Origin of the sequence: Conexibacter stalactiti (assembly GCF_033542075.1) — a bacterium.
In the GTDB taxonomy this organism is placed as follows: Bacteria; Actinomycetota; Thermoleophilia; order Solirubrobacterales; family Solirubrobacteraceae; genus Conexibacter; species Conexibacter stalactiti.
This window is the reverse complement of the sequence record NZ_JAWSTH010000092.1, coordinates 1-24,992: the sequence shown is the minus strand read 5'-3', so window position 1 is coordinate 24,992 and position 24,992 is coordinate 1. Positions and strand designations below refer to the sequence as shown.

The 24,992-nt window shown below is 74.1% G+C and carries 27 protein-coding genes; 21 read left to right on the top strand and 6 right to left on the bottom strand.

The annotated features are described in order from the left end of the window. From R7226_RS24605 to R7226_RS24590, 4 genes are all read left to right on the top strand, one after another. Positions 1–1,138, top strand: a 1,138-nt coding sequence (locus tag R7226_RS24605; protein WP_318600017.1) for a hypothetical protein, incomplete at its 5' end; no start/stop codon positions are given. Further along, positions 1,084–1,800, top strand: a complete 717-nt coding sequence (locus tag R7226_RS24600; RefSeq protein WP_318600016.1) for a hypothetical protein — start codon at positions 1,084–1,086, stop codon at positions 1,798–1,800. The genes R7226_RS24605 and R7226_RS24600, both read left to right, overlap by 55 nt. After that, positions 1,797–2,456 (top strand): MotA/TolQ/ExbB proton channel family protein, encoded by a 660-nt coding sequence (locus R7226_RS24595; protein WP_318600015.1) that lies wholly within the window; start codon positions 1,797–1,799, stop codon positions 2,454–2,456. Before R7226_RS24600 ends, R7226_RS24595 begins: the two co-directional genes overlap by 4 nt. Further along, the gene (locus R7226_RS24590; protein ID WP_318600014.1) at positions 2,453–2,764 is read left to right on the top strand and encodes a DUF2149 domain-containing protein; all 312 of its coding nucleotides are present in this window, start codon (positions 2,453–2,455) and stop codon (positions 2,762–2,764) included. Before R7226_RS24595 ends, R7226_RS24590 begins: the two co-directional genes overlap by 4 nt. Positions 2,765–2,811: 47 nt before the next feature. Here R7226_RS24590 and R7226_RS24585 read toward each other — a convergent pair whose 3' ends face one another. From R7226_RS24585 to R7226_RS24575, 3 genes are all read right to left on the bottom strand, one after another. Further along, positions 2,812–4,875: a helix-turn-helix transcriptional regulator gene (locus R7226_RS24585; protein ID WP_318600013.1), complete on the bottom strand. Its 2,064-nt coding sequence runs from the start codon at positions 4,873–4,875 to the stop codon at positions 2,812–2,814. Between the two features lie 79 nt (positions 4,876–4,954). Beyond that, positions 4,955–5,914, bottom strand: a complete 960-nt coding sequence (locus tag R7226_RS24580) for a 3'-5' exoribonuclease YhaM family protein (RefSeq protein ID WP_318600012.1) — start codon at positions 5,912–5,914, stop codon at positions 4,955–4,957. A gap of 46 nt (positions 5,915–5,960) precedes the next feature. Beyond that, the gene (locus tag R7226_RS24575; RefSeq protein ID WP_318600011.1) at positions 5,961–8,876 is read right to left on the bottom strand and encodes an ATP-binding protein; all 2,916 of its coding nucleotides are present in this window, start codon (positions 8,874–8,876) and stop codon (positions 5,961–5,963) included. A 436-nt stretch (positions 8,877–9,312) separates the two neighbouring features. Here R7226_RS24575 and R7226_RS24570 point away from each other — a divergent pair, with 436 nt between their 5' ends. Together R7226_RS24570 and R7226_RS24565 are read left to right on the top strand one after the other, a co-directional pair. After that, positions 9,313–10,254, top strand: a complete 942-nt coding sequence (locus R7226_RS24570; RefSeq protein WP_318600010.1) for an alpha/beta fold hydrolase — start codon at positions 9,313–9,315, stop codon at positions 10,252–10,254. A 54-nt stretch (positions 10,255–10,308) separates the two neighbouring features. Then, a complete protein-coding gene (locus R7226_RS24565) occupies positions 10,309–11,433 on the top strand; it encodes an alpha/beta fold hydrolase (protein ID WP_318600009.1) in 1,125 nt (374 codons plus the stop codon). A 9-nt stretch (positions 11,434–11,442) separates the two neighbouring features. On the opposite strand, the gene R7226_RS24560 is transcribed toward R7226_RS24565, so the two are convergent. Beyond that, the gene (locus R7226_RS24560) at positions 11,443–12,180 is read right to left on the bottom strand and encodes a hypothetical protein (RefSeq protein ID WP_318600008.1); all 738 of its coding nucleotides are present in this window, start codon (positions 12,178–12,180) and stop codon (positions 11,443–11,445) included. Between the two features lie 76 nt (positions 12,181–12,256). Here R7226_RS24560 and R7226_RS24555 point away from each other — a divergent pair, with 76 nt between their 5' ends. The 14 genes from R7226_RS24555 to R7226_RS24490 all read left to right on the top strand — a co-directional run bounded on the left by R7226_RS24555 (position 12,257) and on the right by R7226_RS24490 (position 23,219). After that, complete coding sequence (locus R7226_RS24555; RefSeq protein WP_318600007.1) at positions 12,257–12,865, top strand: hypothetical protein; 609 nt, start codon at positions 12,257–12,259, stop codon at positions 12,863–12,865. Positions 12,866–12,944: 79 nt separating this feature from the next. Further along, positions 12,945–13,631: a hypothetical protein gene (locus tag R7226_RS24550; RefSeq protein WP_318600006.1), complete on the top strand. Its 687-nt coding sequence runs from the start codon at positions 12,945–12,947 to the stop codon at positions 13,629–13,631. Further along, positions 13,625–15,364, top strand: coding sequence for a copper resistance protein CopC (locus R7226_RS24545; RefSeq protein WP_318600005.1), 1,740 nt, complete (start codon positions 13,625–13,627; stop codon positions 15,362–15,364). The genes R7226_RS24550 and R7226_RS24545 overlap by 7 nt, the downstream gene beginning before the upstream one ends. Beyond that, a complete protein-coding gene (locus tag R7226_RS24540) occupies positions 15,361–16,143 on the top strand; it encodes a YcnI family protein (RefSeq protein WP_318600004.1) in 783 nt (260 codons plus the stop codon). The genes R7226_RS24545 and R7226_RS24540 overlap by 4 nt, the downstream gene beginning before the upstream one ends. After that, positions 16,140–16,385, top strand: coding sequence for a hypothetical protein (locus tag R7226_RS24535; RefSeq protein WP_318600003.1), 246 nt, complete (start codon positions 16,140–16,142; stop codon positions 16,383–16,385). Before R7226_RS24540 ends, R7226_RS24535 begins: the two co-directional genes overlap by 4 nt. Positions 16,386–16,422: 37 nt before the next feature. Further along, the gene (locus R7226_RS24530) at positions 16,423–17,256 is read left to right on the top strand and encodes a DUF1775 domain-containing protein (RefSeq protein ID WP_318600002.1); all 834 of its coding nucleotides are present in this window, start codon (positions 16,423–16,425) and stop codon (positions 17,254–17,256) included. A 190-nt stretch (positions 17,257–17,446) separates the two neighbouring features. Further along, a complete protein-coding gene (locus R7226_RS24525; RefSeq protein ID WP_318600001.1) occupies positions 17,447–18,250 on the top strand; it encodes a DsbA family protein in 804 nt (267 codons plus the stop codon). Between the two features lie 4 nt (positions 18,251–18,254). Continuing rightward, entirely contained in the window at positions 18,255–18,716 is a 462-nt protein-coding gene (locus tag R7226_RS24520) for a vitamin K epoxide reductase family protein (RefSeq protein ID WP_318600000.1), read from the top strand. Continuing rightward, positions 18,685–20,157, top strand: a complete 1,473-nt coding sequence (locus tag R7226_RS24515; protein WP_318599999.1) for a fenitrothion hydrolase — start codon at positions 18,685–18,687, stop codon at positions 20,155–20,157. The genes R7226_RS24520 and R7226_RS24515 overlap by 32 nt, the downstream gene beginning before the upstream one ends. Continuing rightward, the gene (locus tag R7226_RS24510) at positions 20,154–20,795 is read left to right on the top strand and encodes an SCO family protein (protein WP_318599998.1); all 642 of its coding nucleotides are present in this window, start codon (positions 20,154–20,156) and stop codon (positions 20,793–20,795) included. Before R7226_RS24515 ends, R7226_RS24510 begins: the two co-directional genes overlap by 4 nt. A gap of 68 nt (positions 20,796–20,863) precedes the next feature. Continuing rightward, positions 20,864–21,559 (top strand): helix-turn-helix domain-containing protein, encoded by a 696-nt coding sequence (locus R7226_RS24505; RefSeq protein ID WP_318599997.1) that lies wholly within the window; start codon positions 20,864–20,866, stop codon positions 21,557–21,559. A gap of 9 nt (positions 21,560–21,568) precedes the next feature. After that, positions 21,569–21,775, top strand: a complete 207-nt coding sequence (locus tag R7226_RS24500) for an RNA-binding S4 domain-containing protein (protein WP_318599996.1) — start codon at positions 21,569–21,571, stop codon at positions 21,773–21,775. A 140-nt stretch (positions 21,776–21,915) separates the two neighbouring features. After that, positions 21,916–22,548 (top strand): 30S ribosomal protein S4, encoded by a 633-nt coding sequence (gene rpsD / locus R7226_RS24495; RefSeq protein ID WP_318599995.1) that lies wholly within the window; start codon positions 21,916–21,918, stop codon positions 22,546–22,548. A gap of 2 nt (positions 22,549–22,550) precedes the next feature. Continuing rightward, positions 22,551–23,219, top strand: coding sequence for a hypothetical protein (locus tag R7226_RS24490; protein WP_318599994.1), 669 nt, complete (start codon positions 22,551–22,553; stop codon positions 23,217–23,219). 46 nt (positions 23,220–23,265) lie between these two features. Here R7226_RS24490 and crcB (R7226_RS24485) read toward each other — a convergent pair whose 3' ends face one another. Together crcB (R7226_RS24485) and crcB (R7226_RS24480) are read right to left on the bottom strand one after the other, a co-directional pair. After that, entirely contained in the window at positions 23,266–23,637 is a 372-nt protein-coding gene (gene crcB / locus R7226_RS24485; protein ID WP_318599993.1) for a fluoride efflux transporter CrcB, read from the bottom strand. A 37-nt stretch (positions 23,638–23,674) separates the two neighbouring features. Next, positions 23,675–24,079 (bottom strand): fluoride efflux transporter CrcB, encoded by a 405-nt coding sequence (gene crcB / locus R7226_RS24480; RefSeq protein ID WP_318599992.1) that lies wholly within the window; start codon positions 24,077–24,079, stop codon positions 23,675–23,677. Between the two features lie 84 nt (positions 24,080–24,163). Between crcB (R7226_RS24480) and R7226_RS24475 the strand changes: the two genes are divergently transcribed. Continuing rightward, positions 24,164–24,992, top strand: an 829-nt coding sequence (locus tag R7226_RS24475) for a LysR family transcriptional regulator (RefSeq protein ID WP_318599991.1), incomplete at its 3' end; no start/stop codon positions are given.

The following is a 24,992-nucleotide window of genomic DNA, read 5'->3' as shown; positions in this document are numbered from 1 at the left end:
GGTCGGCCGCCCGCTGCAGCGCGGCGCGGCGCGCGCCGGCGGCCTGCACGTGCGCGACGCGCGCAGCGGCCGGCCGTTCGTCGCGCGGCGCCGCTGGCCGCTGCTGCTCGTGCTCGCGCTCGGGGCCGCGCTGGTCGCCGTGCCGTTCGCGACGAAGATGTTCGAGCGCGCGCCGCAGGGCGGCAAGATGATCGCCGCCTTCGCGCCCTACATGGAGGCCGAGCGGCTGGCGGGCTTCCAGCGCGACGTGCGTCAGGTCGACGAGTACGCGCGCGAGGCGCTGACCGTCGCGCCGCGGATCTTCGTCCCCGGCAGCGCCGACGAGCAGCAGCGCCAGCAGCAGTTCCTGACGAGATCGCCGCAGGTCGCGCTGTTCTCGCAGCAGTGGCCCGACGTCAACAGAACCTTCGAGAGACTGCTCGGGACGATCGTCGCCAACAAGGCCGAGTACGACGCCGTCGCGGCGCTGCCGCCGTTCGCGCTCTTCCCGTGGTTCTTCGTCGTTCCCGGCGTGCTGCTGGTCGCGCTCGCGCTCGCCGGCCTGCTGCTCGGCCGGCGGCGGCCGCCGGCGTGGATCCCGCTGCGGCGCGCGACGATCGCGCTCGGCGTCGGGCTGCTGCTGGCGCCGGTCGTCTTCCAGATGTTCACGCGCGCGCCGCAGGGCGGCCGCATGGTCGAGGCGTTCAAGACGATCGAGACGCGCAGAACGGTCCAGACCGTGCAGGGCCACTTCGGCACGATCGCCGTCGGCCAGGGCGCGATCCGCACCGAGCTGGTGCCGAAGCTGAAGGCGCAGGGTTGGAGTGACGCGAGACTGAGAGCTGAGCTGCCCGCGTCGATGCGGCTGCAGCGGCGCTGGACGGCGATCCTCAACAACCTCACGCCGATGATCGGCGTGATGAGCGACAACGTCGCGAACTTCCGCGCCGTCGCCGCGTTGCCGCCGTTCCCGCTCTTCCCCTGGCTGTTCGCCGTTCCGGGGCTGCTCGTCATCGCGCTCGCGCTGCTGGCCGGCCGCCGGCCGCAGCCGCTCCCGCGCCCGGCGCCGCCGCCCGATCATCCCCACTCCGAAGAGGAACTCGCATGTCTCGACACAAGCGTGCCGTCGCCGCAGTCGCGCTCGGCCTTGCCGGTCTGACCGCGCTGCCGACCGCCGCGCAGGCGGCGAGAAGAGCGCTCGTCGGCACCTTCCAGATCGCGCCGGGCAGATTCGCGCCCGCCAAGGGCGCTCAGAAGGCGAAGATCAGCGGCTCGTACTTCCGCATGACCTATCCCGGCGGCGACCCGCTGAAGAAGGGTCCGTACTTCGAGAACTCCGACTCGGCAGCGAAGGACAAGACCTACACGCTCTTCACGGCCGGGATCGACAAGGGGATCCGCACCGGCTCCTACCAGCCGCAGCCGACCCCGGCCTTCTCCGCCAACGGCTTCGCGCTCGCCAACCGGATCGTCAGACCGCTGCTGTTCGCCGGCATCAAGTTCAGCCTCTCGACCGCCAACGTCGACCAGCAGGGCGGCGTGAGAGTCACGACCCCGCCGACGATCTGGGCCGACGGCCGCAAGCTGACCGGCGACCTGCGCAGCTTCACCGCCTCCTGGAACAAGATCTACTTCAACCAGGGCTCGCCGAAGCCCAACGGCGCGCGTCCGGGCAAGACGACGCCGATCGCGGGCAGCTACGACGCGAGAACGGGCAGATACGAGATCACCTGGTCGAGCCAGATCGTCGGCGGGCCGTTCAACGACTTCACCGGCCGCTGGCACTTCGAGGGCGTCTTCAAGGCCGGCGGCGCGAGATGAGCTTCGCGGCGGCGGATCCCTTCGGCCAGGCGCTGACCGGGCTGACCGGCGGCCTGCAGGGCGTCGTCCACGCCGCCGCCGTGCTGCTGCTCGCGCTGCTCGCCTTCGAGGCCGGCCGGGTGCTGACCGAGGGCTGGCGGCGGATCAAGCCGAGCTATCCCGGCCTGCAGACGATCGCGCTGCGCGCGCTGCAGGAGCCGGGCCACGCCGCGCAGGTCGCGCGCGCGGCGCCCGGTCCGCTGGCGGAGCGGACCGTGATCGACCTCGCGGCGGCGGCGCAGGACGGTCGCGGCGACGCCGTCGAGAACGCGCTCGCCGACTACGAGCTGCGGATCCAGCGGCGGCTCGACCGCACGCGGATGCTCGTCCGCGCCGGCCCGGCGCTCGGCCTGATGGGGACGCTGATCCCGCTCGCGCCGGGCCTCGCCGCGCTCGGCGACGGCGACTTCGCTCAGCTCGCCGGAGAGCTGCAGATCGCCTTCGCGGCGACGGTCGTCGGGATCGTGATCGGCACCGGCGCCTTCGCGCTGACGCTCTACCGCACGCGCGTCTACACCGAGGACCTGGCGGCGCTGGAGCGCGCGGTCGCCGCCTTCGCGCCATCCGCGCCGCCGCACCAGCGGGTCGTCGCGGCGGTCGGGGAGCACGCCGCATGAGCCGTGTCGGCCTCGGCCGCCACGGCCAGCTCGATGCCGACGGCGGCGATCCGCTCGACGGCCTCGTCAACCTCTTCGACGTCGGCCTCGTGCTCGCGGTCGCCTTCCTGATCGCCGGGCTCGGCATGAGCAGAGCGCTGCCGAGAAGAGACGAGGCCGCGCAGGACGGCGCCAGAACGACCGTCAGAGCGCCCGACAGCAGAAGAACGGCGTCGGGCAGAGGGAGAGCGCTCGGGCAGGTCTACCAGCTGCCCGACGGCACGCTCGTGCTCGTCGGCGCCGACGGCAGACCGGTCAGAACGCCCTGAGAGAGGCGGGCGTCGCGCGGCCTGCGCGGCGGCCCCGGCGCGGGCCCTCAGACGCGCGCGAGGCGGCTCGCGGCCGCCCTGACGGCGTCGCGCGCGTCCTGCGGCTCCAGCACGGCGGCGTCGCCGGCCTCCTTCAGCACCTCGCGCACGAGCCAGTCGACGCCGGCGAAGCTCAGCTCGACGACGACCGCGCCGTCGGCCAGCTCCTCGACGACCGAGCGCTCCTCGCGCGCCCAGCGGGCGCGCTCGGGCGAGATCCACACACGCGCGCGCCTCGACGCCTCGACCTCGCCGGTGCGCGGCCAGCCCTCGACGTCGCGCGAGGGGTCGACCTCGGCGCGCGGCTCGAACGTCCCCTGCTCGACCGTCGCCTGCTTGACGCGGTCGAGGCGGAAGTGGCGGACGCCCGCTCTGGCGGGATCGTAGGCGGCGACGTACCAGCCCTCGCGGCCGTTGATCAGCGCGTACGGCTCGACCGTGCGCTGCGAGAAGACGTCCTCGTTCTCCTTGTAGTACTCGATCGTCAGGAGGTTGTTGTCGCGGATCGCGGTCGAGACGCTGCGCGCGATGCCGGAGTCGTCGCCGCCGACGCTTGCGACCTGCAGGCCCTCTCTGATCGGGTCCTCGCCGAGCGCGGCGACGACCTTCTCGCGCACGGAGGCGAGCGAGCCCTCGGGGATGTGCTCGCCGATCAGGTCGATCGCGGCGACGAGCGCCTTCGCCTCGACCGGCAGCAGCCGCGCGGGGCGCGCGAACGAGTCGCCGTACGCCTCCGGATCGGACTCGATCGTGCCGTCCTCGAGCACCTCGGCGTAGAGCACGTAGGAGCCGGCGCCGAAGTTGACGACGTTGAGCACGCCGATGTCCTCGTTCAGCTCCTGCTCGCTGATCTGCAGCCGCTCGCAGACCTCGGCGGCGGGGATCCGCTGGCCGGCACGGCCGGCGGTGATCAGGATCGAGGCGAGCGTCACCAGCCGCGCGAATCGCTCGGGGCGGATCGCGGCGGCCTCGCGGCGGCCGTTGCCGTTGCCGTTGCTCTCCGGCACGCGCTCGGCCGGCGCGACCGCCGGGGCCAGCTCCGGGCCGTCGGCGTGGCGCTCGATCAGCAGCGCCAGACGCACGTCGAGCTCCTCGACCAGCTCGCGCGGACCGAGCAGGCGGGCGTGCTCGCCGAGTCCGAGCACCCACGCGACGAGCTGACGCGCGTCGGCGTACTCGGTCACGAAGACGCGGTCGTCGCCGTCGCCCTCGCCCGGCTCGGCGGCGCGGAACTCGCCGTGGCGGCCGAAGTGGCGCTCGATCTGCCACGCGATGCGGCCGGCGATCCAGACCTCGGCGGTGCCGACCGGCTCGCCGAACTGCCACTGGATGCGGTTGGCGTACGAGCGCGGGTCGAACTCGGCGGGCCGCTGGAAGTCGTGCTCGGCCTTCGACGCGTAGGCGACCTTGCCGCGGATCCGCGAGAGACGGAAGACGCGGATCGCGTCACGCTCGTGCGAGCGGCCGACGAGGTAGAACTGGCCGCCCTGGAAGAGCAGTTGGTACGGGTCGACCTTGCGCGTGCCGAGCTCGTCGCGCTGCATCGTGTAGTAGTCGAAGACGATCGTCTTGCGGCGGAAGATCGCGGTCTCGATCTTCGCCAGCCGCTGTGACAGGTCATGGCCGCCCGCGGAGGCGGTGATGCCGAGCGCGATCGAGCGCTGCTCCGGCGCGCCGAGCGGGCTCGGCCGGCCCCACGAGATCTGCTGCAGCGCCAGCCGCAGCGGCTCGGCGTAGGCGAACTCGCCGTCGAGCAGCGACAGCGCCGTCTGCAGGCCGGCGTGCTCCTCGTCGGTGAATCTGATCGCCGGCAGATGGAAGTTCTCCGGCGGCAGCGAGTAGTTCTCCTGCTCGGCGAGGCCCTCGACCGGCTTGTCGACCGACAGCTGGATGCCGAGCGCCTCCAGCTCCGAACGGTCGGCGTAGAAGCGCCGCGCGAACGCATCCTCGTTCATCGCGCTGTAGCCCTCGACGTCGCGCCGGATCTCGGGCGCGGTGACGGGCCGGCGCTCCGCCATCAGGTAGCTGATGAGGGAGAGCTGGCGGATCAGCTTCTCGGTGTCCTTCGCCATGTGGTCGCGACACTGTAGTCAGCAGGGCTTTGCCGCCTTTCGGTGCGTGCCCATGTCGCTCGCTATTTGCGGCTTTTTGTCAGCTCGCCCCGGGGAACCAGGCGCCCGCGCCGAGCGCCTTGTCCCAACTCGACCAGCGCTCGCCCGGCGGCAGCGCGCGCTCCAGCCGGTCGAAGCTGCCGAGCCGGCCGCCGAGGTTGTCGACCATGTGCACGAGCGTCGCCTCGCGCGTGACCGGGACGACCGGGCTGCCGTGGGCGAGCGTTCCGTGATGGCTCAAGATGATGTGCAGGAGCGCCTGCGCGCGCTGCGGCGGGAACTGCGGCCGGCGCTCGATCGCCGCGCGCACGCGCGTGGAGCCGAGCACGATCTCGCCTTGCAGGCGGCCGGCCTCGGTCATCTCGATCGCCGGCTCGGCGGCGCTGTACGCGTCGAGCTTGCCGAGGTCGTGCAACAGCGCGCCGGTGACGGCGAGGTCGCGGTCGATCGCGGGGAAGACGCCGGCGAGCGCGCTGACGCCCTCGGCGACCGTCAGCGTGTGCTCCAGCAGCCCGTGCCGGTACGCCTGGTGGTAGTGCTTGGCGGCGGGCGCCTCGCGGAAGCGCGCCCACGTCTCGGTCGTGGCGCCGAAGACCTCCTCCAGCAGCGCGCGCAGGTCGGCGTCGCCGATGCTCTCCAGCAGCGCTCGCAGGTCGCGCTCCATCTGCTCGGCCGAGCGGGCCGGCCCCGGCTCGTCCCGTTCCAGCGCCGCGCGCTCGAACTCGCCATCGGCGGCGGGCCGCCACTGCTCCAGCACCAGCTGGGGGCCGTAGCGCTCGTGCCGCTCGTAGCGGGCTCTCACCCACACGACCGCGTCCGCGGCGAGCACCGCGACGTCTTCGTCGGCCGGCTCTCGCACGACGGCGGTCAGCGCGCCGCTGGCGTCGCCGAGACGCACGCGCAGGACGGTGCGGCCGTCGCGCGTCGTGAACGCCTCCGCGGCGCGCACCAGCAGCGCCTGCTCCAGCTCGTCCCCGTCGCTCAGCTCGCGCAGCGTCATCGTCGCGACGATAGAGCCGCTCGCGGACGGGGCCGGCGGGAACCGCTCAGGCGGGCTCGCCGTCGTCGGCGAGCGCGGCGTGCAACTCGCGGCGGGAGCGGATCCGAAGCTTCAGGAAGGCGTTGCGGAGGTGGAACTCGACCGTCTTGGTGGAGACGAACAGCGCCTGCGCGATCTCGCGGTTGGTCAGCCCGCCGGCCGCCAGCTCGCTGACGCGGCGCTCGCTCGGCGTCAGCGCCTGGACGCCCTGCAGCGCCGGCCGCCGCGGTCGTGCGCCGGCGGCGATCAGCTCCGCGCGCGCGGCGTCGGCGAGCCCGTCGGCACCGCAGCGGTAGGCGGCGTCGAGGCCGATCCGCAGCGTCTCGCGCGCGGCCGTCTGCTGGCGCCCGCGCCGTTGCGCGGCGCCGAGGTCGATCAGCACGCGCGCCCGCTCCAGTCGCGCCGGCGACCGCTCGGCGACCTCGGCCGCCTCCTCCATCAGCGCGATCCCGGGCGTGCCTCCGGCGACCAGACCCGCCGCTCGCAGCGCGGTCGCCAGCGCCCGCGGCGCTCCGAAGGCGCGCGCCCGCCGCAGCTCGTCGTGCGCCAGCTCGTGGGCCTCGCTCATCCGCTCCAGCTTCAGCGCCGCGATCGCGGCCTCCGAGCGCCATGGCAGCACGCACGGGCACGGCGCCGGGATCGCGTCGAGCCGGCGGCCGCATTCGAGCAGGTCGGCCAGCGCCCCCTCGGGATCTCCGGCATGCAGCGCCAACCGCCCGCGCGCGAACAGCATCCAGTTGTACGTGAAGGGGTTGGTGAGCTGCTCGTCGGGCGCGTGGGCGAGCAGCTCGGAGGCGCGCTCCGCGTCGCCGCGGTCGAGCAGCGCGAGCGCCGTGTAGGCGTGCGCGAACGGCCGCACGACCATCATCACGGGCAGTCGCTCCAAGCCGCCTTCGAGGTCGGCGAGCGCGCCGACGAGGTCGCCGCCGAGGTAGCGCGCTGAGCCGCGCAGCGTCGACATCGCGGCGAAGCCGACGACCGAGCCGCGCGTGCGCGCGTCGGTCAGCCCGGCGTCGGCCGTCTCGACGACCTCCTCCAGCCAGTCGGAGAAGAACAGCCCGGCGGTCGCGGCCACGTACGCGGTCGCGTCGGCGGTCGACTCGGCCAGCATGCGACCGCCGTCGAGCGCCCGTCGCAGCAGCGCCAGCACCTCCTCGTGATCGACGTCGCCGAGCATCGCGTGCTCGCAGCCGCGCTGGGCCAGCAGCGCCCGCTGCGCCGGCGTCCTCGCTTCTCTGGCGCCGGCCAGCAGGTCTCTGAAGCGCGTCAGCGCGACCTCGCGGCTGCGGTATTCCAGGCGCGCCGCGCTGAGATAGCCGGCGGTCAGCTCCTCCTCCAGCAGCGGGTCGGCGCCGGCGAGCACGCGCAGCCCCTCGTCGAAGGCGCCCGCGGCGCCGTCGTTGTCGCCGGCGGCGTAGAGCGCCTCGCCGAGCTGCGCGAGCGCGCGGGCGCGCGCCTGCGGCTGGTCGAGCAGCGCGACGGCGTCGCGCAGCCGCTCCGGCGCGGTCGGGTGGCCGGCGAGCGCGTCGGCGCGCCCGAGGTCGATCAGCAGGTCGGCGCGCAGGTCGCGCGGGGGCGCCTCGTCGAGCGCGCGCAGCAGGAAGCGCGCGGCGACCTCGGGCGAGCCGCCGCGCAGCGCTCGCTGACCGGCGCGCTGGAGGCAGTCGACGACCCACCGCTCGCCGGTCGGCAACGTGTGCAGCAGGTGCGGGGCGGCCCGCTCGATGCTGCCCTCGCCACTGCGGTGCAGCAGCTCGGCAGCCTCGTGGTGGAGCTGCCCGCGCTCGGCCGCCGGTATCCCGAGGTAGACCGCCTGGCAGACGATCGGATGGACGAAGCCGAGCTGAGCAGCCGGTCTCAGCACGTCCGCGGCGGCCAGCTCGTCGGCGGCGGCGCGCGCCTGGGCCGGGCTGAGGCCGGCGAGCGCGGCGGCCTGCGCCAGCGGCGCGCCGTCGCCGAGCACGGCGACCGCGCGCGCGAGCGGCGTCGCGCCCGGCGCGAGCCGTTCGAGCCGGCCGGAGGTCGCGCGCTGGATCGTCATCGGGCCGACCTGCTCGACGGCGGCGGCATTCGCGGAGATCGGAGCCAACCCGTTGATCTTCAACTCCGCGATCAGCTCGTGGGTGAAGAAGGGGTTGCCGCGCGTGACCTTCCAGCAGGCGGCGCAGAAGCTCTCGTCGGCGCCGGCGAGCGTCGCCCGCACCAGGCGCGCGGTCGCCTGCTCGCTGAGCGGCACGAGCTGCCTGCGCAGCACGTGCGGGTGGGTCGCCAGCGCGGCGAGCGCGTCGCCTCTGCCGAGCGCCTCGCGCGGGCGCGTCGTGACGACGATCAGCAGCGGCAGGTCGACGCTGCGCTGAGCGGTGTAGAGCAGCGCGCGCATCGAGGCGTCGTCGGCGACGTGGGCGTCATCGACGGCGAGCAGCAGCGGCTGCTGCTCGGCGATGTTGGCCGCGACCCAGTGGAGGCCGTGCAGCAGCGGGAACTCCGGCGGGCCGGTCTGGTCCTGGATCCGAACGCGGCCGGTCAGCGCCGGCTCCGCGTGCGCCGCCGCGCCGGCCAGCACGCGTCTGCGCTCGCGCGCGCTGGCGTTCGTCAGGTAGGGCTCGAACAGCTGCAGGGCGACGCCGAACGGGTACTGCCGTTCCAGCTCGCCGCCGCGCGCTCGCAGCACGACCATCCCGCGCTCCTGGGCGTGGTTGGCGGTCAGCGTCAGCAGCTGGGTCTTGCCGAGGCCGGCCGCTCCCTCCAGCAGCAGGATCCTCCCCGAGCTGGCGCAGGCGGCGGCGATCGCGTCGTCGACGGCGCCGATCTCCCAGTCGCGCTCCAGCGGATCGCGGTCGAGCGCATGGGCCGGCGGTCGCCGCTGGGGCGCGTCGGCAGGCAGGTGCTGCCCCTCCCCGTGACGGACCCTCGCCGAGCTCACGTGCCCACCCTATACACCCTGCAGGTCCGTTGAAATCCCGTCCCCCGGCGCATCGATCCCCTCCCCAGGGTCTGCTTTTCCAAAGTCTAGGGGGAACCGCCTGGTGCGTGGGACCGTTTCCTGGCGTTACGTTGCCGGTGGCAGAGGACGAGGCAGGGGAGCAGCGACCGACCAAGCGCAAGGCCTACCTACCAAAGTCGCTCGACTCGTCAGCGATCCGGGTCGAGCGCAGGTGGGCGCGCCGCCGCTCCACGACTTGTTTCGATGCGCGACCAGCCGGCCGTGGTGACACCCCCTCGAACCGCGCCGGCACCGGGGACGGTCCGCCCGACCGCAGCACGACTCGGCGGCGGGCGGGCCAACCCGCTCGCGACGCCGTGACGTTTGCCACAATCTGTCGTGGAGAGATCATCCACGGCGGGTAGGAGGAGGCGTCATGGAGCCGCTGTTCGAGCACCGCATGCAGTTCGCAGGCGTCGAGACGCGCGTGCTCGAGCTGGAAGGACGCGGCGATCCCTTCGTGCTGTTCCACGGCTGGTCCGACAGCGCCGACACCTGGCGTCACGTGCTCGCGCTGCTGGCGCGCCACGAACGCCGCGCGATCGCCGTCGACCTGCCCGGCTTCGGGGCCGCGCAGGCGGCCGGCGAGGGACCGCTGCTGCCGCAGCTCGACGCCTTCGGCGCCGAGGCGATCGCCTACGCCGCCGCCGACATCCGCCCGGCGCGCGGTCGCACGCGCGCCAGACGCGGCGCCGCCGCCAGACGCGGTCGCTCCGGTCGCGCCCGCGGCCGTCGCGCGGTCGTCGTCGGCAACTCGCTCGGCGGCTGCGTCGCGCTGCGCCTCGCCGAACGCGGCACCGTCGGCGGCGTCGCGATCGAGCGCGTCGTCGCGCTGGCGCCGGCCGGCCTGGAGATGGCCGGCTGGTTCCGCATCGTCGAGCGCGATCCGGTCGTGCGCTCGCTGCTGGCGCTGCCGCTGCCGCTGCCCGGGCGCGCGGTGCAGGAGGTCGTCGGCCGCGTCTACGGCGCGCTCGCCTTCGCGCACGCGAACGCGATCGAGCCGGGCGTCGTGCGCGCCTTCGCCCGCCATCACCCCGATCGCGCCGCGGTCGCCAGACTGCTGGCGTCGGGCCGGCGGCTGCTGCCGGAGCTGAAGGACTGCTTCGAGCTGTCGGCGATCGACTGCCCGGTCCAGCTGATCTGGGGCGACCGCGACCGGATGGTCTACGCGAGCGGCGCGCAGCGCGTGCTCGACGAGGTCGCCGGCGCGCGGCTGGAGCTGCTGGAGGACTGCGGCCACTGCCCGCAGATCGAGCGGCCCGACCGCGTCGTCGAGCTGCTGCTGCAGGAGGCGCTCCCCGCCGTCCGCGCGGCCTGAGCGGCGGGCCTGTCAGCGCCGTCGCCGCGGCGCACCTGCCAGACTTTCCGCGCGATGGACGCGATCCCGACGCCTGAGCAGGTCAGCGCCGCCGCCGCCAACGTCTTCGACCGCGTGATGCGCGGCGGCCTCGCCGACCTGCGTCCGCTGCCGTCGGCGATCATCGACGAGGGACCGCAGCGGACCGTGCGCCGCTACCTGCATCCCGGCGAGCCCCGCGGCGCCGCTCCGGCCGCCGGTCCGCGCCCGCCGGTGCTGCTGGTGCCGCCGCTCGCCGCGCCGGCGACCTGCTTCGACCTGCGCCGCGGCTGCAGCGTCGCCGAGCATCTGCTCGCCGCCGGCCACGCGCCCTACCTGCTCGACTACGGCTCGATCGCCTTCGGCGACCGCAACCTCGGCATCGAGCACTGGATCGACGAGGTGATCCCGCGGGCGATCGACGCCGTCCGGCGCGACGCCGACGCCGACCAGGTGCAGCTCGTCGGCTGGTGCCTCGGCGGGATCATGGCGCTGCTGGTCGCGGCCGAGACTCCGGCCCACGTGCGCTCCGTCGCGATGGTCGCCAGCCCCTTCGACACGAGCGCGGTGCCGCTCGTCGCGCCGCTGCGTCCGCTCGTCAACCTCGCCGGCGGCTCGGTCGGCACCGCCGCCTACAAGCTGCTCGGCGGGGCGCCGGCGCCGCTCGTCAAGCGCGTCTACCAGCTCGCCGGCTTCGACAAGTACGTGCTGAAGCCGTTCACGCTCGCGACGAATCTCGACGACCGCGACTTCCTCGCGCAGGTCGAGGCGGTCGACCGCTTCATGAGCGGCATGCTCGCCTATCCCGGGCGGACCTTCGGCCAGATCTACCACCGCATGCTGCGGCGCAACGACCTCGCCGAGGGTCGCATCGTGCTCGGCGACCGCACGATCGAGCTGGCCGGCGTGACCGCGCCGGTGCTGTCGATCGCCGGCGAGGGCGACGGGATCGCGCCGCGCAAGGCCGTCCATCGCGTCGCCGAGCTGCTGCCGAACGCGGCCGCGGTGAAGATCGCGACGGCGCCCGGCGGCCACCTCGGCGTGCTGACCGGCCGCGCCGCGCGCCGCACGACATGGCCGCTGGTCGACGACTTCCTCGACGCGACCGCCAGCTCCGACGGCAGCGGCAGAGCGCGCCGTCATCTGCGCGCGGTGGCGTAGCGCGCTCGGCTACAGGCCGATCGGGTGGCGCACGGTGAAGCCGGCGCCGCTGCGCGGCTCCGCCTGCCAGCGCGAGCCGGTCGCGCGCAGGCCGCTGGTGTCGAAGCGCAGCCCGGCGACGTACATGTAGGTGTGACCGGCGTTGGCGAAGATCGTCACCCATCTGCCGGCGCCCGCCGCGCCCCACTCGGCCAGCTCGCCGGAGACCATCGTCTGGTCGACGAGGCCGGCGGCGGCGAAGGCGAAGCTGATCGACGCCGAGCAGTCGTAGGCGGTGTCTATGAAGGTCCCGTGGCCGCCGCCGTAGCGGTAGGGCAGCCGCGCGATCTTGTTGCCGGCGTCGATGATCTGCTTGACGACCTCGGGCGCGCCGAGCGGCGCGACGGCGAGCCCGTCGGCGGTGACGGCGGCGCGCTCGCCGCTGGGGATTCCGCTGCGCTCCAGCTCGGCGCGGATCTGCGCGTCGGTCAGCGGCTTCGCCAGTCTGTCGGGATCGGTGATGCCGGCGCCCGCGTCGGGATCGAAGTTCGTGCGCACGCCGGCGTCTGGGTTGACGGCGGTCGGGTTGCGCTGCAGCTTGTCGACCGCCTGCTCCTCGTACTGCGGCTGGGGAGCGGGGGCGACCTCGGTCGGGATCGGGGCGCCGTTGGCTTCCGACTCGCCGGCGGAGCCGCAGCCGCTGAGTGCGACGGCGCCAGGCGCGGCGAGCACGACGACGGCGGCGATGACGGGGATTCGCGGCCTCACGCCATCGAGTATTGCAAGCGCGTCTCCTCGGCCTGCCAGCAGCATGTGAACGCGCAGCCGGTAACGTTGCCGGCCGATGTCGGGCCCCCTCCATCGCTATCGCGGCATGGCGCTGCTGCCGCTCGCGGCGCTCGCCGTGCACCAGCTGCGCTACGGGCTCGCCTTCGGCGCCGACGCGCAGGAGCGGCTGGCGCTCGAGGGGCACGGCTATCTCGGCTCGGTCGAGGCGGTCGCCGTGATGCTGTGCGCGGTCGCCTTCGGCTCGTTCCTGACGCGCCTCGCGGGCGCGTGGTGCGGGCGTGACGGTGAGCGCGCCGGCGCTCGTCACGGCCTCGTGAAGCTGTGGGCGGTCGCCACGCTGGTGCTGGCCGCGATCTACAGCGGTCAGGAGCTGCTGGAGGGGATGCTGACCGCCGGTCACCCGCCCGGCGTCGAGGGCGTCCTCGGCCACGGCGGCTGGCTGATGCTGCCGCTGTCGGTCGCGATCGGCGGCCTGCTCGCGCTGCTGCTGCGCGGTGCCCAGGCGGTGCTCGCCGCCGTCCGCCGCGTCTCCGCCGCGCGTCCGCTGAGCGTCGGCGCCGCGGTCGCGCAGGCGCGTCCCGCGTTCGTCGTGCCGCAGCGCCGCACGGCGCTGGCCGGCGCCGCCGCTGGGCGCGCGCCACCCCTGCTCGTCCTCGCCGCCTAGCCGCTGCGCGCCCCCGCGATCGGGTCGGCGCGCGCCTGCGCGGCGCTGCAGCACGACCGATCTTTCGATGGAGGTACGCATGTCCCGCTTCGCCGGGGCGCTCGCGACCACGCTGGCGATCCTCGCCGCGTGCGCCGCGACCGCCGCCGCACACCAGGGTGACGCGCGCTACCGCTCCGTCCTCCGGGGCGTCGACCCGGCGACGAGCGGCCTGCGCGTCGAGGTGCTCAACTACGACGACCGCTTCGAGCTCGACAACCGCACGGGCGAGACGGTCACGATCTACGGCTACAACAGAGAGCCGTACGCGCGCATCGACGCCGACGGGACCGTCGCCGTCAACAGGAACTCGACCGCCTACTACCTCAACGACGAGCGCTACGCGAACGTCCCGGTCCCGGCCGAGGTGCGCAGAAACCCGCGCGCGGAGCCCGACTGGGTCGTGAGAGACAGAACCGGCCGCTTCGAGTGGCACGACCACCGCATGCACTGGATGGCGAGAGGGATCGCGCCGCAGGTCAGAGACGAGGCGGTCAGAACCAAGGTCTTCGACTACGCGGTGCCGATCGCGGTCGGCAGCCAGCCGGCGTCGATCACCGGCACGCTGTGGTGGGTCGGCGAGCAGGACTCCGGCTCCTTCCCGGTCGCGGCGATCGTCTCGCTCGTCGTGCTGGTGGCGCTGCTCGGCGGCGCGGTCGTCGTCGTGCGGCGGCGGCGCGGCGCGCAGCCGAAGCGCGCCGCGGACGCGGAGCCGGACGCGTGGTGAAGCGGCTGCTCGCGCTCGCGCTCGCGCTCGTGCTGCTGGCACCGGCGCAGGCGTTCGCGCACGCGACGTTGCAGGAGAGCGCGCCGCAGCGCGGCAGCGTGCTCAGAACGCAGCCGGAGGAGGTCGTCTTCCGCTTCGACGAGGTGGTCGAGGGCAACTTCGGCGCGGTGCGCGTCTTCGACGCCAGCGGCAGACGCGTCGACTCCGGCGACGCCTTTCACCCCGACGGCCGCGCGACCGAGATCGCCGTGCACCTGCGCGACGGCCTGCCCGACGGCAGCTACACCGCCACCTACCGCGTCGTCTCCGCCGACGCGCACGTCGTCTCCGGCGGCCTCGTCTTCTCGATCGGCAGAGCCGGCGTCGCCGGCAGCACCGTCGCCGAGCTGCTCGGCGGGCAGAGAACGGGAGCGGTCACCGACGCCGCCTTCGGCGTCGCGCGCGGCCTTCAGTTCGCCGCGATCGCGGTCGCGCTCGGAGCGCTCGCCTTCCTGCTGCTGGTGTGGGAGCGGGCCGCCGCCGCGGTCGCGCCGGGCGCCGCGGCGACGCGCGCCTTCGCCCGCCGCCACCGTGCGCTGATGCTGGGGGCGGCGCTCGCCGGCCTGCTCAGCGCCGCGGCCGCCGTCGTGCTGCAGGGCGCCGAGGCGGCCGGCATCTCGGCCTTCGACGCGCTCAGACCGTCGATCGTGCGCGAGACGCTCGGGACCCGCTTCGGGACTGTCTGGGGGATCGCCGTCGCGGCGTGGCTGCTGGTCGCGTTGGCCGCGGCGTTGGCGCTGCCCGACGGCGAGGCCGCGGCGCGGCGGGGCGCGCGTGCGCACGACCCGATCGCGCTCGCCGCCTTCGCGCCGCCGCTGATCTTCCTCGCGCTGCTGCCGGCGCTCGGCGGCCACGCCTCGGTGCAGTCGCCGACGTGGCTGCTGCTGCCGGCCAACGTCGTCCACGTCGTCGCGATGAGCCTCTGGGCCGGTGGGCTGGCGACGCTGCTGCTGGCGTTGCCGGCGGCGACGCGCGCGCTGCCGGAACGCGGCGACCGCAGCCGACTGCTGGCGGCGGTGCTGGCGCGCTTCTCACCGCTGGCGCTCGGCGCCGTGATCGCGCTCGTCGCCAGCGGGCTGGTGCAGAGCGTCGTCGAGGTGCGCACCGTCGCTCACCTGTTCGACACGCCGTTCGGGCGCGCGGTCGCGATCAAGCTGGTGCTGCTGCTCGGGCTGATCGCGCTCGGCGCGGTGCAGCGGCGGCGGGTGCTGCCGCGCCTGCGCGCGGTCGCGGAGGCCGCGCAGCCTCCGGCGGCGGCGGGCGTGCTGCTGCGGCGCACGCTGCGCGCCGAGCTGCTGCTGATCGTCGGCGCGCTGACGGCGACGGCGGCGCTGGCCGCGTACGCGCCGTCGATCGCGCAGCAGTCGGGGCCGTTCGACACGACGACCGCGCTCGGACCGCTGCAGCTGCAGGTGACGGTCGACCCGGCCGCCGTCGGTGCCAACGAGCTGCACGTCTACCTGCTGAACGAGCGCGACGGCAGCCAGTTCGACGGTGCCAGAGAGGTGACGCTGTCGGCGACGCAGACCGAGCGCGGGATCGGCCCGCTGTCGGTCCCGGCCGACCGCGCCGGCCCCGGCCACTACGTCGCCAACGCCGACCTCGGCGTTCCGGGCGACTGGACGGTGCGCGTCGCCGTGCGCATCTCCGACTTCGACGAGTACACGACAAGAGTGGAGGTTCCGATCCGATGAACCGCATCGCGACAGGCGCTGCCCGGCGCCGCCGCAGCACGCGGCGCGCGGCCGCCGCGTTGGCGTTGGCGGGCGCGGCGCTGCTGCCCGCGACCGCCGCCGCGCACGTCTCGGTCGTGCCGAAGACGGCACCGGCCGGCGCCTACACCGTGCTCGACGTGCGCGTGCCCAACGAGCGCGACGACAAGCCGACGACGAGCGTCGACGTGAAGCTGCCGCCCGGCTTCGTCGCGGCTTCGTTCGAACCGGTCCCCGGCTGGCAGGTGAGAGTGATCCGCGAGCAGCTGTCGACGCCGATCGAGACCGAGAACGGCCCGATCTCCGAGCAGGTCTCGCGGATCGTCTGGAGTGGCGGCGAGATCCCGCCCGGCGCCTTCCAGGACTTCCCGATCTCGGTCCAGATCCCCGACAGAGTCGGCAGCGAGCTGAGCTTCAAGGCGCTCCAGACCTACGCTGGCGGCGAGGTCGTGCGCTGGATCGGCGCGCCCGACTCCGACACGCCGGCCGCACAGGTCGAGATCGTCGCGCCGGCCGGCGAGGGTGAAGGGGCCGGGGCCGGGCATGGGGCGGCGGGCGAGAGCGGGACCGAGGGCGGCGAAAGCGGCTCGACGGACGACCCGCAGCAGCTCGTGGCCGAGAGCCAGGTCTCGCTGCCCGCGGACGACGACGCCTCCAAGGGCCTCGCCTACGCCGGCCTCGCCGCGGGGATCGTCGGGCTGCTGCTCGGCGCCGCCGCGCTGCTGGTCGCGCTGCGCCGCAGGGGAGCCGCCGGCGCATGACGACGCTGCTCGCCAGCCTGCTGTACCTCGCACCCGCGCTGCTGATCGCAGCGGCGCTGCTGCGCGGGCGGTACCTCGGCGAGCGCACCTTCACGGCCGTCGTCGCGCACGCCCGGCGGCGGATCGCGCGACGCCCGGCGCGCCGTCACGGCCGCGCGCGGCGGCGGCGTACGCGGCCCCCGCGCGGCGGGCGGCTGGTCGCCGCACGGATGGCAGGACGGGCGCCGCCGCTGGCGGCGTGAGCCAGCAACCCGTCCATCCTTTCCGAAAGAAGATCGAATGCGTACTCGCATCACGCTCGCGGCCGCTGCCGCGACCACCCTGCTCGCGCTCCCGGCTGCCGCGCAGGCGCACGTCACCGTCAACCCCCGCAGCGTCCCCGCCGACAGCTACCAGGTGCTGAGCGTGCGCGTCCCCAACGAGGACGACAGAGCGGCGACGACGAAGGTCAGACTGAGCTTCCCGGGCGGCTTCCAGTTCGTCTCCTACGAGCCGCAGGCCGGCTGGCGCGCGCAGGTCGTGCGCCGCAAGCTCGACAGACCGCTGCAGACCGACGACGGCCCCGTCACCAGCGAGGTCGGCTCGATCACGTGGACCGGTTCGCGCAAGGGGCTGGGGCGGATCGCGCCCGGTCAGTTCCGCGAGTTCCGCATCTCCGTGAAGCTGCCCGGCAAGGCCGGCGACGTGCTCGCCTTCCCCGCGCTGCAGACCTACTCGAACGGGACCGTCGTGCGCTGGACCGGCGCCGCCGACGCCGACAAGCCGGCGCCGGCGCTGAGACTGACCGCGGCGGAGAGCGCGCACGGCTCGAGCACGCGCGCGCAGGCGCGCGCCGCCCACTCCGGCGTCGTCAGCCGCACGCCCGCCGCCGGCCGCACGGCGCGCAACGTCAAGCGCGTGGCGGTCACCTTCGCCCAGCGGCTGACGACCGGCAAGATCGACGTCTACCGCGGCTCGACGCGCGTGAACCCGGCGAGCAGCGGGCCGCGCGGAGCGACGATCGCGGCGAGCTTCTCGCGCAAGCTCGCCGCCGGCTCCTACACGGCCCGCTGGCGCGCGGTCGCCTCCGACGGCCACGTGCAGACCGGCTCGTGGAGCTTCAAGGTCGGCTGAGGTGACGCGGGCGCGCCGATGAGAGGCCTCTTGATCCTCACCTAAGGTCGCACCCCGATCATCAATCGCCGTTACCATCGCCCCTGGGCCTGCGAGGCGGGTCCACGGGGCGAGCGGTCGATCACATCAACCCACGGGGGCGGGGCTGAAGCCCCGTTTGCTGCAAAACGGAGAACGAGGAAACGACGCGATGGCGGACACCAGCGGCACCAGAAGAGAGCGTCGCGCGACGCAGCGGGCCGAGCGGCAGGAGCGCGAGCGTGCTGAAGCCGCCAAGGCGAGACAGCGCAGACGGCTGTTCCAGCTCGGCGGCGCCGCCGCGCTGGCCGCGGCGATCATCGTCGTGATCGTGATCGCCACCGGCGGTGGCGACTCCGGCCCGACCAGAAGAGCGGGCGAGTCGGTCGCCGGCGCCAACGACACGGCCGCGCTGCTCGCGGGGATCCCGCAGAGAGGCGCCGAGCTCGGCGACCCGAGAGCGCCCGTCACGCTGATCGAGTTCGGCGACCTGCAGTGCCCCTACTGCAAGGACGCCTCCGACTCGGCGCTGCCGAGCATCATCGAGAACTACGTCAGAGACGGCAGAGTCAAGCTCGTCTTCCGCGACGTCGCCTTCCTCGGCACCGACTCGACGCGCGCCGCGCAGATGGCCGCCGCGGCCGGCCAGCAGAACAAGCTGTGGGACTTCGTCCACCTCTTCTACACCAACCAGGGTGCGGAGAACACGGGCTACGTCACCGACGACTTCCTCAGAGAGATCGGCGGCGGCGTCAGAGGCCTCGACGTGCAGAGAGCGTTCGACGACCGCGCCAGCCCCGAGGTCCAGAGAGCGATCACCGACGCGCAGACCGAGTGGCAGGGCTACGGCCTCAGCGGCACGCCCTCCTTCGTCGTCGGCAGAACGGGCGGCACGCTGGAGGCGGTCAACACCGACCAGGGCGTGACGTTCGAGACGCTGTCGGAGCCGATCGACAGACTGCTCAACGAGAGATAGTCCGATGAGCGATCGCCTGCTCCACCGCACGCTGCTGGTGCTGACCCTGATCGGGGTCGGCATCGCCGGCTACCTGACCTACATCCATTACCGCGGCTTCGACCCGATCTGCGCGGTCGGTCATGGCTGCGAGAAGGTGCAGAACTCGGAGTGGGCGAAGCTCGCGGGCGTGCCGGTCCCGCTGCTCGGCCTGATCGGCTACGTCGGCATCCTCGCGACGCTGTTGGTGCGCGGTGAGCTGGCGCGGCTGGCGACGGCCGGGATGGCGATCATCGGCTTCGCCTTCTCGATGTACCTGACGTACCGCGAGATATTCACGATCGAGGCGATCTGCCAGTGGTGCGTCGGCAGCGCCGTCGTGATGACGCTGATCCTGATCTTCTCGGTGATCCGCGTGCTGCGCGTCGACGACGATGACGCGTACGCTTCGGACCTTGCCTCGGAGCCGGAGCACGAGCCTGTCTGACCCGCGGTCCGCGCCGCGTGCGCGGACCTGTCTCGCACTCGCCGCGGCGCTGCTCCTGATCGGGGCGGCGCTGCCGGCGGGCGCGCAGGCGCACGGCCTCGTCGGCCGCACCGATCTGCCGATCCCGCAGTGGCTGTTCGCGTGGGTCGCCGCGGTCGTCCTGATCGTCTCCTTCGCCGCGCTCAGCCTGCTGTGGCCGCAGCCGCGGCTGGAGCGCGCGGGCGCGACACGGCGGTTCGCGGTCCCGCTCGCGCTGCGCGTGCTCGCCGGCGCGCTCGGTGTCGCCGCCTTCGCCGTCGTCGTCTACGCCGGCCTCGCCGGCACGGAGGTCGCGACCGCCAACCTCGCGCCGACCGCGATCTACGTGCTCGTGTGGGTCGGGGTGCCGGTCGTGAGCGTCGTCTTCGGCGACGTCTGGCGCGCCGTCGACCCGTGGTTCGCGGTCGCCCGCGCCGGTCGCTGGGCGCTGCGCGCCGTGCGCGGCGCCGACGCCCCGCCGCTGCGGCCGCGGCTGACCTATCCCGAGCGGCTGGGGCGCTGGCCGGCGGTGCTCGTCGTCGCCGGCTTCGGCTGGCTGGAGCTGGTCTACGTCGACCGCGACGTGCCCTCGACGCTCGCCGTGCTGGCGCTCGTCTACGCGCTCGTGCAGCTGGTCGGCATGGGGCTCTTCGGGATCGAGCGGTGGCGCTCGCGCGCCGACGGCTTCGCTGTCCTGTTCGAGCTCTTCTCGCGGATCGCGCCGCTGGAGCTGCGCGACGGCCAGGTCGCGACGCGGCCGCTGCTGTCGGGGCTGCCGAAGCTCGACGCCGCCGTCCCCGGGACGGTCGCGCTGACGGCGGTGATGATCGGCACGACGACCTTCGACGGCGCCTCCAACGGCGAGCTGTGGACGTCGATCGCCGAGCCGTTGCAGGACCTGTTCGGCGACCTCGGCTTCGGCGTCACCGTGACGGCCGAGCTGACCGCGACGATCGGGCTGCTCGGCGCGATCGTGCTCGTCGGCGCCTTCTACCGGATGGGCGTCGCGGGGATGCGCACCGTCGGCGGCGACCACTCGACCGGCGAGCTGGCGCAGCGCTTCGCGCACACGCTCGTGCCGATCGCCTTCGGCTACCTGCTCGCGCACTACTTCTCGCTGCTCGTCTTCCAGGGGCAGTCGCTCGCCTACCTCGTCTCCGACCCGCTCGGCGACGGCTCCGACCTGTTCGGCACCGCGACCGCGACCGTCGACTACACCGTCCTGTCGGCAGCGGCGATCTGGTACGTGCAGGTGGCGGCGCTCGTCGCCGGTCACGTCGCCGGGCTGATGCTCGCGCACGACCGCGCGCTGACGCTCTACCGTGACGCGCGTGAGGCGGTCCGCTCGCAGTACTGGATGCTCGTCGTGATGGTCGGCTTCACCTGCCTGGGTCTGTGGCTGCTGTCGGCGGTTTCCACATGAGGCGCGCGCTCGCGCTGGTGATGCTGCTGGCGCTGGGCGCGCTCGTCGTCGCCGGCTGCGGGTCGAGCGAGGACAGCGGCGGCGAGGGTGGAGGCTCGGGCCGCTTCGAGGCGGCCGGAACGCTGCCCGAGGGGCTCGCCGGCAGAGCGGCGCCGCGGATGGTGCTGACCGACGCGCGCAGCGAGCAGCCGCTCGACACCGCGACGCTGAGAGGCCGGCCCTACCTCGTCACCTTCCTCTTCACCAACTGCCCCGACGTCTGTCCGTTGATCGGGCAGGAGCTGCGCCAGTCGCTGGAGGAGCTGGGACCGCAGGCCAGAGAGGTCGCCGTCGTCGCCGTCAGCGTCGACCCGCGCCACGACACGGCGGAGGCCGTGCGCACGTGGCTGAGACGGCAGCGGCAGCCGGAGAACTTCCACTACCTGATCGGCAGCGAGCAGCAGCTCGCACCCGCCTGGAGAGCGTTCTACGCCGCGCCGCAGGTCGCCGGCAACCCCGACAGCGCGCACACCGCCGTCGTCTGGCTGATCGACGCGCAGGGGCGGCTCGCGGGCAAGATCAGCGCCGGCCAGGCGTTCGACCCGGCCGCGCTCGCCGCCGACCTCAGAACGCTGCTGTCCGAGCGCGACGACCGCTGATGCTCCTGGCCGCCGGGTGACCTAGCATGGGGGCGTCTGACGTCCCCTGCCGCCGGAGGTTCCACCAGATGACCGAGTTGCTGCTCCCTCGCCTCAAGCAGGAGATAGAGACCCGCTTGGCGGAGCTGCGACCGCTCATCGCCGAGATCGAGCAGCTCGAGGCCGCGAAGGCCGCGCTGCTCGCGCGCGCCGAGCTGCCGACGGCGATCCCGGCGCCGGCGCCCGCGCGCCGCAGAGCGACGCGCAACGGCAGCGCGACGCGCAGACGCGCCGCGGCGCCGAGCGCGCCCAAGCGCGCCGAGGGCGACGGCGAGCGCGCTCCGCGCGGCGCCAACCGCGACGCGATCGTCAAGCTCGTCGAGGAGCGCCCCGGCGTCTCGGTCGCCGAGATCGCCTCGGTCACCAAGATCGCCAAGCCGACGGTCGCCACGACCGTCTCCAAGCTCAAGCGCGAGGGCGTCTTCGCCGACGAGGCCGGCGGCGTCAAGCTCGCCTCGCGGCAGGCGATGACGATCTCCGGCGCCGCGCCCGCTGCGGCCGCCGAGCAGCCGGCCGCGCCGGCGACTGCCGCTGAGGCCGAGCCGGCCGCGGCGGCAGCCGCGCCCGCCGCCGCCAAGGCGGCGAGAAGAGCGCGCCGCGGGGCGAAGAGAAAGCCGGCCAGACGTGCGCCGGCCGCGGCCAAGCAGCCGAGACGCGACGAGGGCGTGAGCGACGGCGAGTGGGACGAGGCGGCGCCGGCCGTCGCGGAGGACGCCGCCTCTTAGGCGGCCGCCGTGCGCGAGATCCCGATCCGCGGCGAGATGATCCGGCTCGGCCAGCTGCTGAAGCTGGCCGACCTCGTCGAGGTCGGCGCCGACGCGAAGCTGTTGCTGGAGGACGGGCTCGTGACCGTCAACGGCGAACTGGAGCAGCGGCGCGGCCGTCAGCTCCACCGCGGCGACGTCGTGACGGTCGAAGACGAGTCCGTGCGCGTGGCTTAAGGCCTGCGCAGGGGGCGAATTTCCAGGCAGCACACCATGCGGACGGAACTCCCGCTACCATGGTCTGCCAATTTGCGTAGGGCTGACGTCCGGTCGTATTTGCGACGGGGCGTCTGTCCATGACTACCTAAGGAGACTGCGTGGGGCGTTACACCGGCCCGGTCGAGAAGCTCTCGCGACGCGAGGGCGTCGACCTTTGCCTGAAGGGCGAGCGACGACTGAATGGCAAGAGCGCCCTGGAGCGGCGTGGACCGCAGCCTCCCGGCCAGCACGGCAACGCGCGGCGGCGTAGAGAGTCCGTCTACGCGGAGCAGCTGCGCGAGAAGCAGAAGGCGAAGCGCTACTACGGCGTGCGCGAGAAGCAGTTCCGTCGCTACGTCGCGGCCGCTACGAAGAAGCGCGAAGGCGTCGTCGGCGAGCAGCTCCTGCAGCTGCTGGAGCAGCGGCTCGACAACGTCGTCTACCGCCTCGGCCTTGCTTCGACCCGTCCGCAGGCGCGTCAGTTCGTCTCGCACGGCCATGTGCTCGTCAACGGCCAGCGCTGCGACATCGCGTCGCGTCAGGTCAGACCGGGCGACGTCGTCATGGTCGCTCCCGAGGCTGCCGTCCGCCCCGTCTCGACGGTCGCGACCGAGCAGATGGGCCGCGTCGGCGCGTGGCTCGAGGCCGACTTCGACTCGCTCGCCGGCAAGGTCCTGCGCCTGCCGGTCCGCAACGAGATCGACACGCCGGTCGCCGAGCAGCTGATAGTCGAGTTCTACAGCCGCGTCTGACGATGGCGGACGGGTTCGACCCGTTCCACGCCCTCACGGACGCGCCCGACGTCGCGCACGGCAAGCTTGCCGTCGCGCTCGGGGCTGAGTTCGAGCCGGTCCGCGCGGCGTCACTCGACGCCGCGCTCGCGCCGCTCGTCGCTGAGCTGGCGCCGCTTGCCGGCGCCGGCCCCGCCGAGCAGCTGCTCGGCGCGGAGGCGAGCTTCTCCCGTCACCTGCGCGCCGAGGCGCGCGAGCATCGCGACCTCGGCATCGGCGACCTGCTGCCGCACCAGGTCGCCGAGCGCGGTCGCGGCCACGAGCTGACGGTCGCGTTGGTGGCGCTGGAGGCAGCGCGCCGCGCCGGCCTGGAGCTCGGCCTCGTCGCCCGCTCCGAGCAGGTCTACGTCGCGCACCCGCAGATGGACGAGCCGGTGCTGCTTGCGGCGGAGCCGGAGGAGGCGTGGCACCTGCTCGACGCGCGCGAGCTGGGCGACGCGGAGCTGATGTGGCAGTCGGCGCATGAGGCGGTCGCGCTGCTGCTGTCGCTGATCCTCGAGCGCACGCACGAGACCGGCCACATCGCGCACGAGCTGCTCGCGGCCGAGCTGTGGCTGGCGCTGCCGCTCGATGACGAGGAGCAGGAGCGCGTGCAGACGCAGCTCGCGTCGGTGCGCGCGCGGCTGAACTAGAGGGCCGCGCCGAGCGCGTCGCGCGTCGCGTCGCGGCCGCGCGCGCTCACAGCGCCGTGCCGAACGCGTCGCCGGCGGCCACGGCGGCGAGGCCGGCCAACAGCGGGACGACGATGTTGACCGCCGCCGTGCGGCCGTGGCCGGTCCGGCTCAGCACCGTGCTGTCGGCCATCCACGTCGAGAAGGTCGTGTAGCCGCCGAGCAGCGCGGTGCCGAGCAGCAGCCGCGCCTCGTCGCCCGGCGCCAGCCCCGCCAGCAGACCGAGCAGCGTGCTGCCGCTGAGGTTCACCGCGAAGGTGCCGAGCGGCAGCCTCGAGCCGCGCGCGCGGCGCGCGTCGACGGCGGCCGCCAGCATCACGCGGGCGACGGCGCCGAGCCCGCCGAGCAGCGGCACGCCCGCCCACACCAGCGGGCTCACCGCAGCGGCTCCGGCGACGGGGCGAATGCGGGCGCGATCATCGAGCCGGCGCTCCGCCGGCACGCGCGACGAGCCGCATCCCGAGCAGCGCCAGCGCGAGCCCGCCCGCGACGCTCGCCGCCGCGTAGCCGAGCGCGAGCGCGACGTGGCCGCCGTCGAGCAGCTCGAACAGCTCCAGCTGCAGCGTCGAGAAGGTCGTCAGGCCGCCGCAGAGGCCGGGGCCCCACAACGCCATCCGCGGCTCCGAGTGCGCCCGCCCGGCGAAGCGGGCGACGATCGCGCCGAGCAGGAAGGCGCCGGCGAGGTTCACCGCGAAGGTCGTCCACGGCCACTGGCCGGCCGCCGGCGCGAACGCCTCCTCAAGGACTGCGCGCGCGAGCGTGCCGAGGGCGCCGCCGCAGAAGACGGCGAGCAGGATCGGCGCGGGCGGACGGGGACGCACGCAGGCAGCTTGGCACGTCGCGCGCGGGGCGAGGCGGGGCGCGGCGCGCGGCGGGGCGCGGCGGCAGCCGTCACGATGTGCGCCATGGAGCTGCGTCAACTGCGCTACTTCGCCGCGGTCGCCCGCCATCGCCACTTCACGCGCGCGGCCGACGAGCTGCACGTCACGCAGTCGGCGCTGTCGCAGCAGGTCAAGCGGCTGGAGGAGGAGCTGGGCGTCGAGCTGCTGCTGCGCGCGCCGGCCGGCGTCTCGCTGACTCCGGCCGGGGAGGACCTGCTCGCGCGCGCCGACGCGATCCTCGCCGAGGCGGCGCGCGCTCACGCCGACATGGACGCGCACGCCGGCCTGCTGCGCGGCGTCGTGCGGGTCGCCGCCGACGCGGCGGCGGCGCTGTCGCTGCCGGCCGCGCTCGCCTCCTTCCACCGCGCTCACGCGGGCATCCGCATCGGCCTGCGGCAGGCTGCGGCGACGGAGGTCGCCGCGCTCGTGCGGACCGGCGCCGTCGACCTCGCGGTCGCGTCGGTGGGGGCCGCCGGACTGCCCGACGGCGTCCGCGCGCTCGCGCTCGCGGACGAGCCGCTGCACGCGATCGCCGCCCCCGGCGACGGCCTCGCCAGCGGCGGCGAGGTCGCCGTCTGGGAGCTGCGCGAGCGACCGTTCATCCTCGCCGAGCCCGGCAGCGCGCTGCGCGAGCTGGTCGTCGGCGCCTGCGAGGCGGCCGGCTTCGGGCCGGTGCCGCTGTTCGAGGTCGGCGATCCGTCGGCGGTCCGCCGCCTCGTCCACGAGGGCCTTGGCGTCAGCCTCGTGCCGGCGTCGTGGCTGGCCGTGCCCGGTCCGCCGGTCGCCGTCGCGCGGATCGCCGCGCCGGCACCGCGCCACCGCGCGCTGCTGCTGGCGCCGGCGGCCGGCGGCG

Coding starts and splice junctions, on each gene's coding strand:
- R7226_RS24535 (WP_318600003.1), top strand. CDS start 16,140: ATGACGACGCTGCTCGCCAGCCTGCTGTACCTCGCACCCGCGCTGCTG.
- R7226_RS24530 (WP_318600002.1), top strand. CDS start 16,423: ATGCGTACTCGCATCACGCTCGCGGCCGCTGCCGCGACCACCCTGCTC.
- R7226_RS24505 (WP_318599997.1), top strand. CDS start 20,864: ATGACCGAGTTGCTGCTCCCTCGCCTCAAGCAGGAGATAGAGACCCGC.
- R7226_RS24510 (WP_318599998.1), top strand. CDS start 20,154: ATGAGGCGCGCGCTCGCGCTGGTGATGCTGCTGGCGCTGGGCGCGCTC.
- R7226_RS24565 (WP_318600009.1), top strand. CDS start 10,309: ATGGACGCGATCCCGACGCCTGAGCAGGTCAGCGCCGCCGCCGCCAAC.
- R7226_RS24585 (WP_318600013.1), bottom strand. CDS start 4,875: ATGGCGAAGGACACCGAGAAGCTGATCCGCCAGCTCTCCCTCATCAGC.
- R7226_RS24600 (WP_318600016.1), top strand. CDS start 1,084: ATGTCTCGACACAAGCGTGCCGTCGCCGCAGTCGCGCTCGGCCTTGCC.
- R7226_RS24550 (WP_318600006.1), top strand. CDS start 12,945: ATGTCCCGCTTCGCCGGGGCGCTCGCGACCACGCTGGCGATCCTCGCC.
- R7226_RS24525 (WP_318600001.1), top strand. CDS start 17,447: ATGGCGGACACCAGCGGCACCAGAAGAGAGCGTCGCGCGACGCAGCGG.
- R7226_RS24595 (WP_318600015.1), top strand. CDS start 1,797: ATGAGCTTCGCGGCGGCGGATCCCTTCGGCCAGGCGCTGACCGGGCTG.
- R7226_RS24520 (WP_318600000.1), top strand. CDS start 18,255: ATGAGCGATCGCCTGCTCCACCGCACGCTGCTGGTGCTGACCCTGATC.
- R7226_RS24590 (WP_318600014.1), top strand. CDS start 2,453: ATGAGCCGTGTCGGCCTCGGCCGCCACGGCCAGCTCGATGCCGACGGC.
- R7226_RS24570 (WP_318600010.1), top strand. CDS start 9,313: ATGGAGCCGCTGTTCGAGCACCGCATGCAGTTCGCAGGCGTCGAGACG.
- R7226_RS24490 (WP_318599994.1), top strand. CDS start 22,551: ATGGCGGACGGGTTCGACCCGTTCCACGCCCTCACGGACGCGCCCGAC.
- R7226_RS24580 (WP_318600012.1), bottom strand. CDS start 5,914: ATGACGCTGCGCGAGCTGAGCGACGGGGACGAGCTGGAGCAGGCGCTG.
- R7226_RS24555 (WP_318600007.1), top strand. CDS start 12,257: ATGTCGGGCCCCCTCCATCGCTATCGCGGCATGGCGCTGCTGCCGCTC.
- R7226_RS24540 (WP_318600004.1), top strand. CDS start 15,361: ATGAACCGCATCGCGACAGGCGCTGCCCGGCGCCGCCGCAGCACGCGG.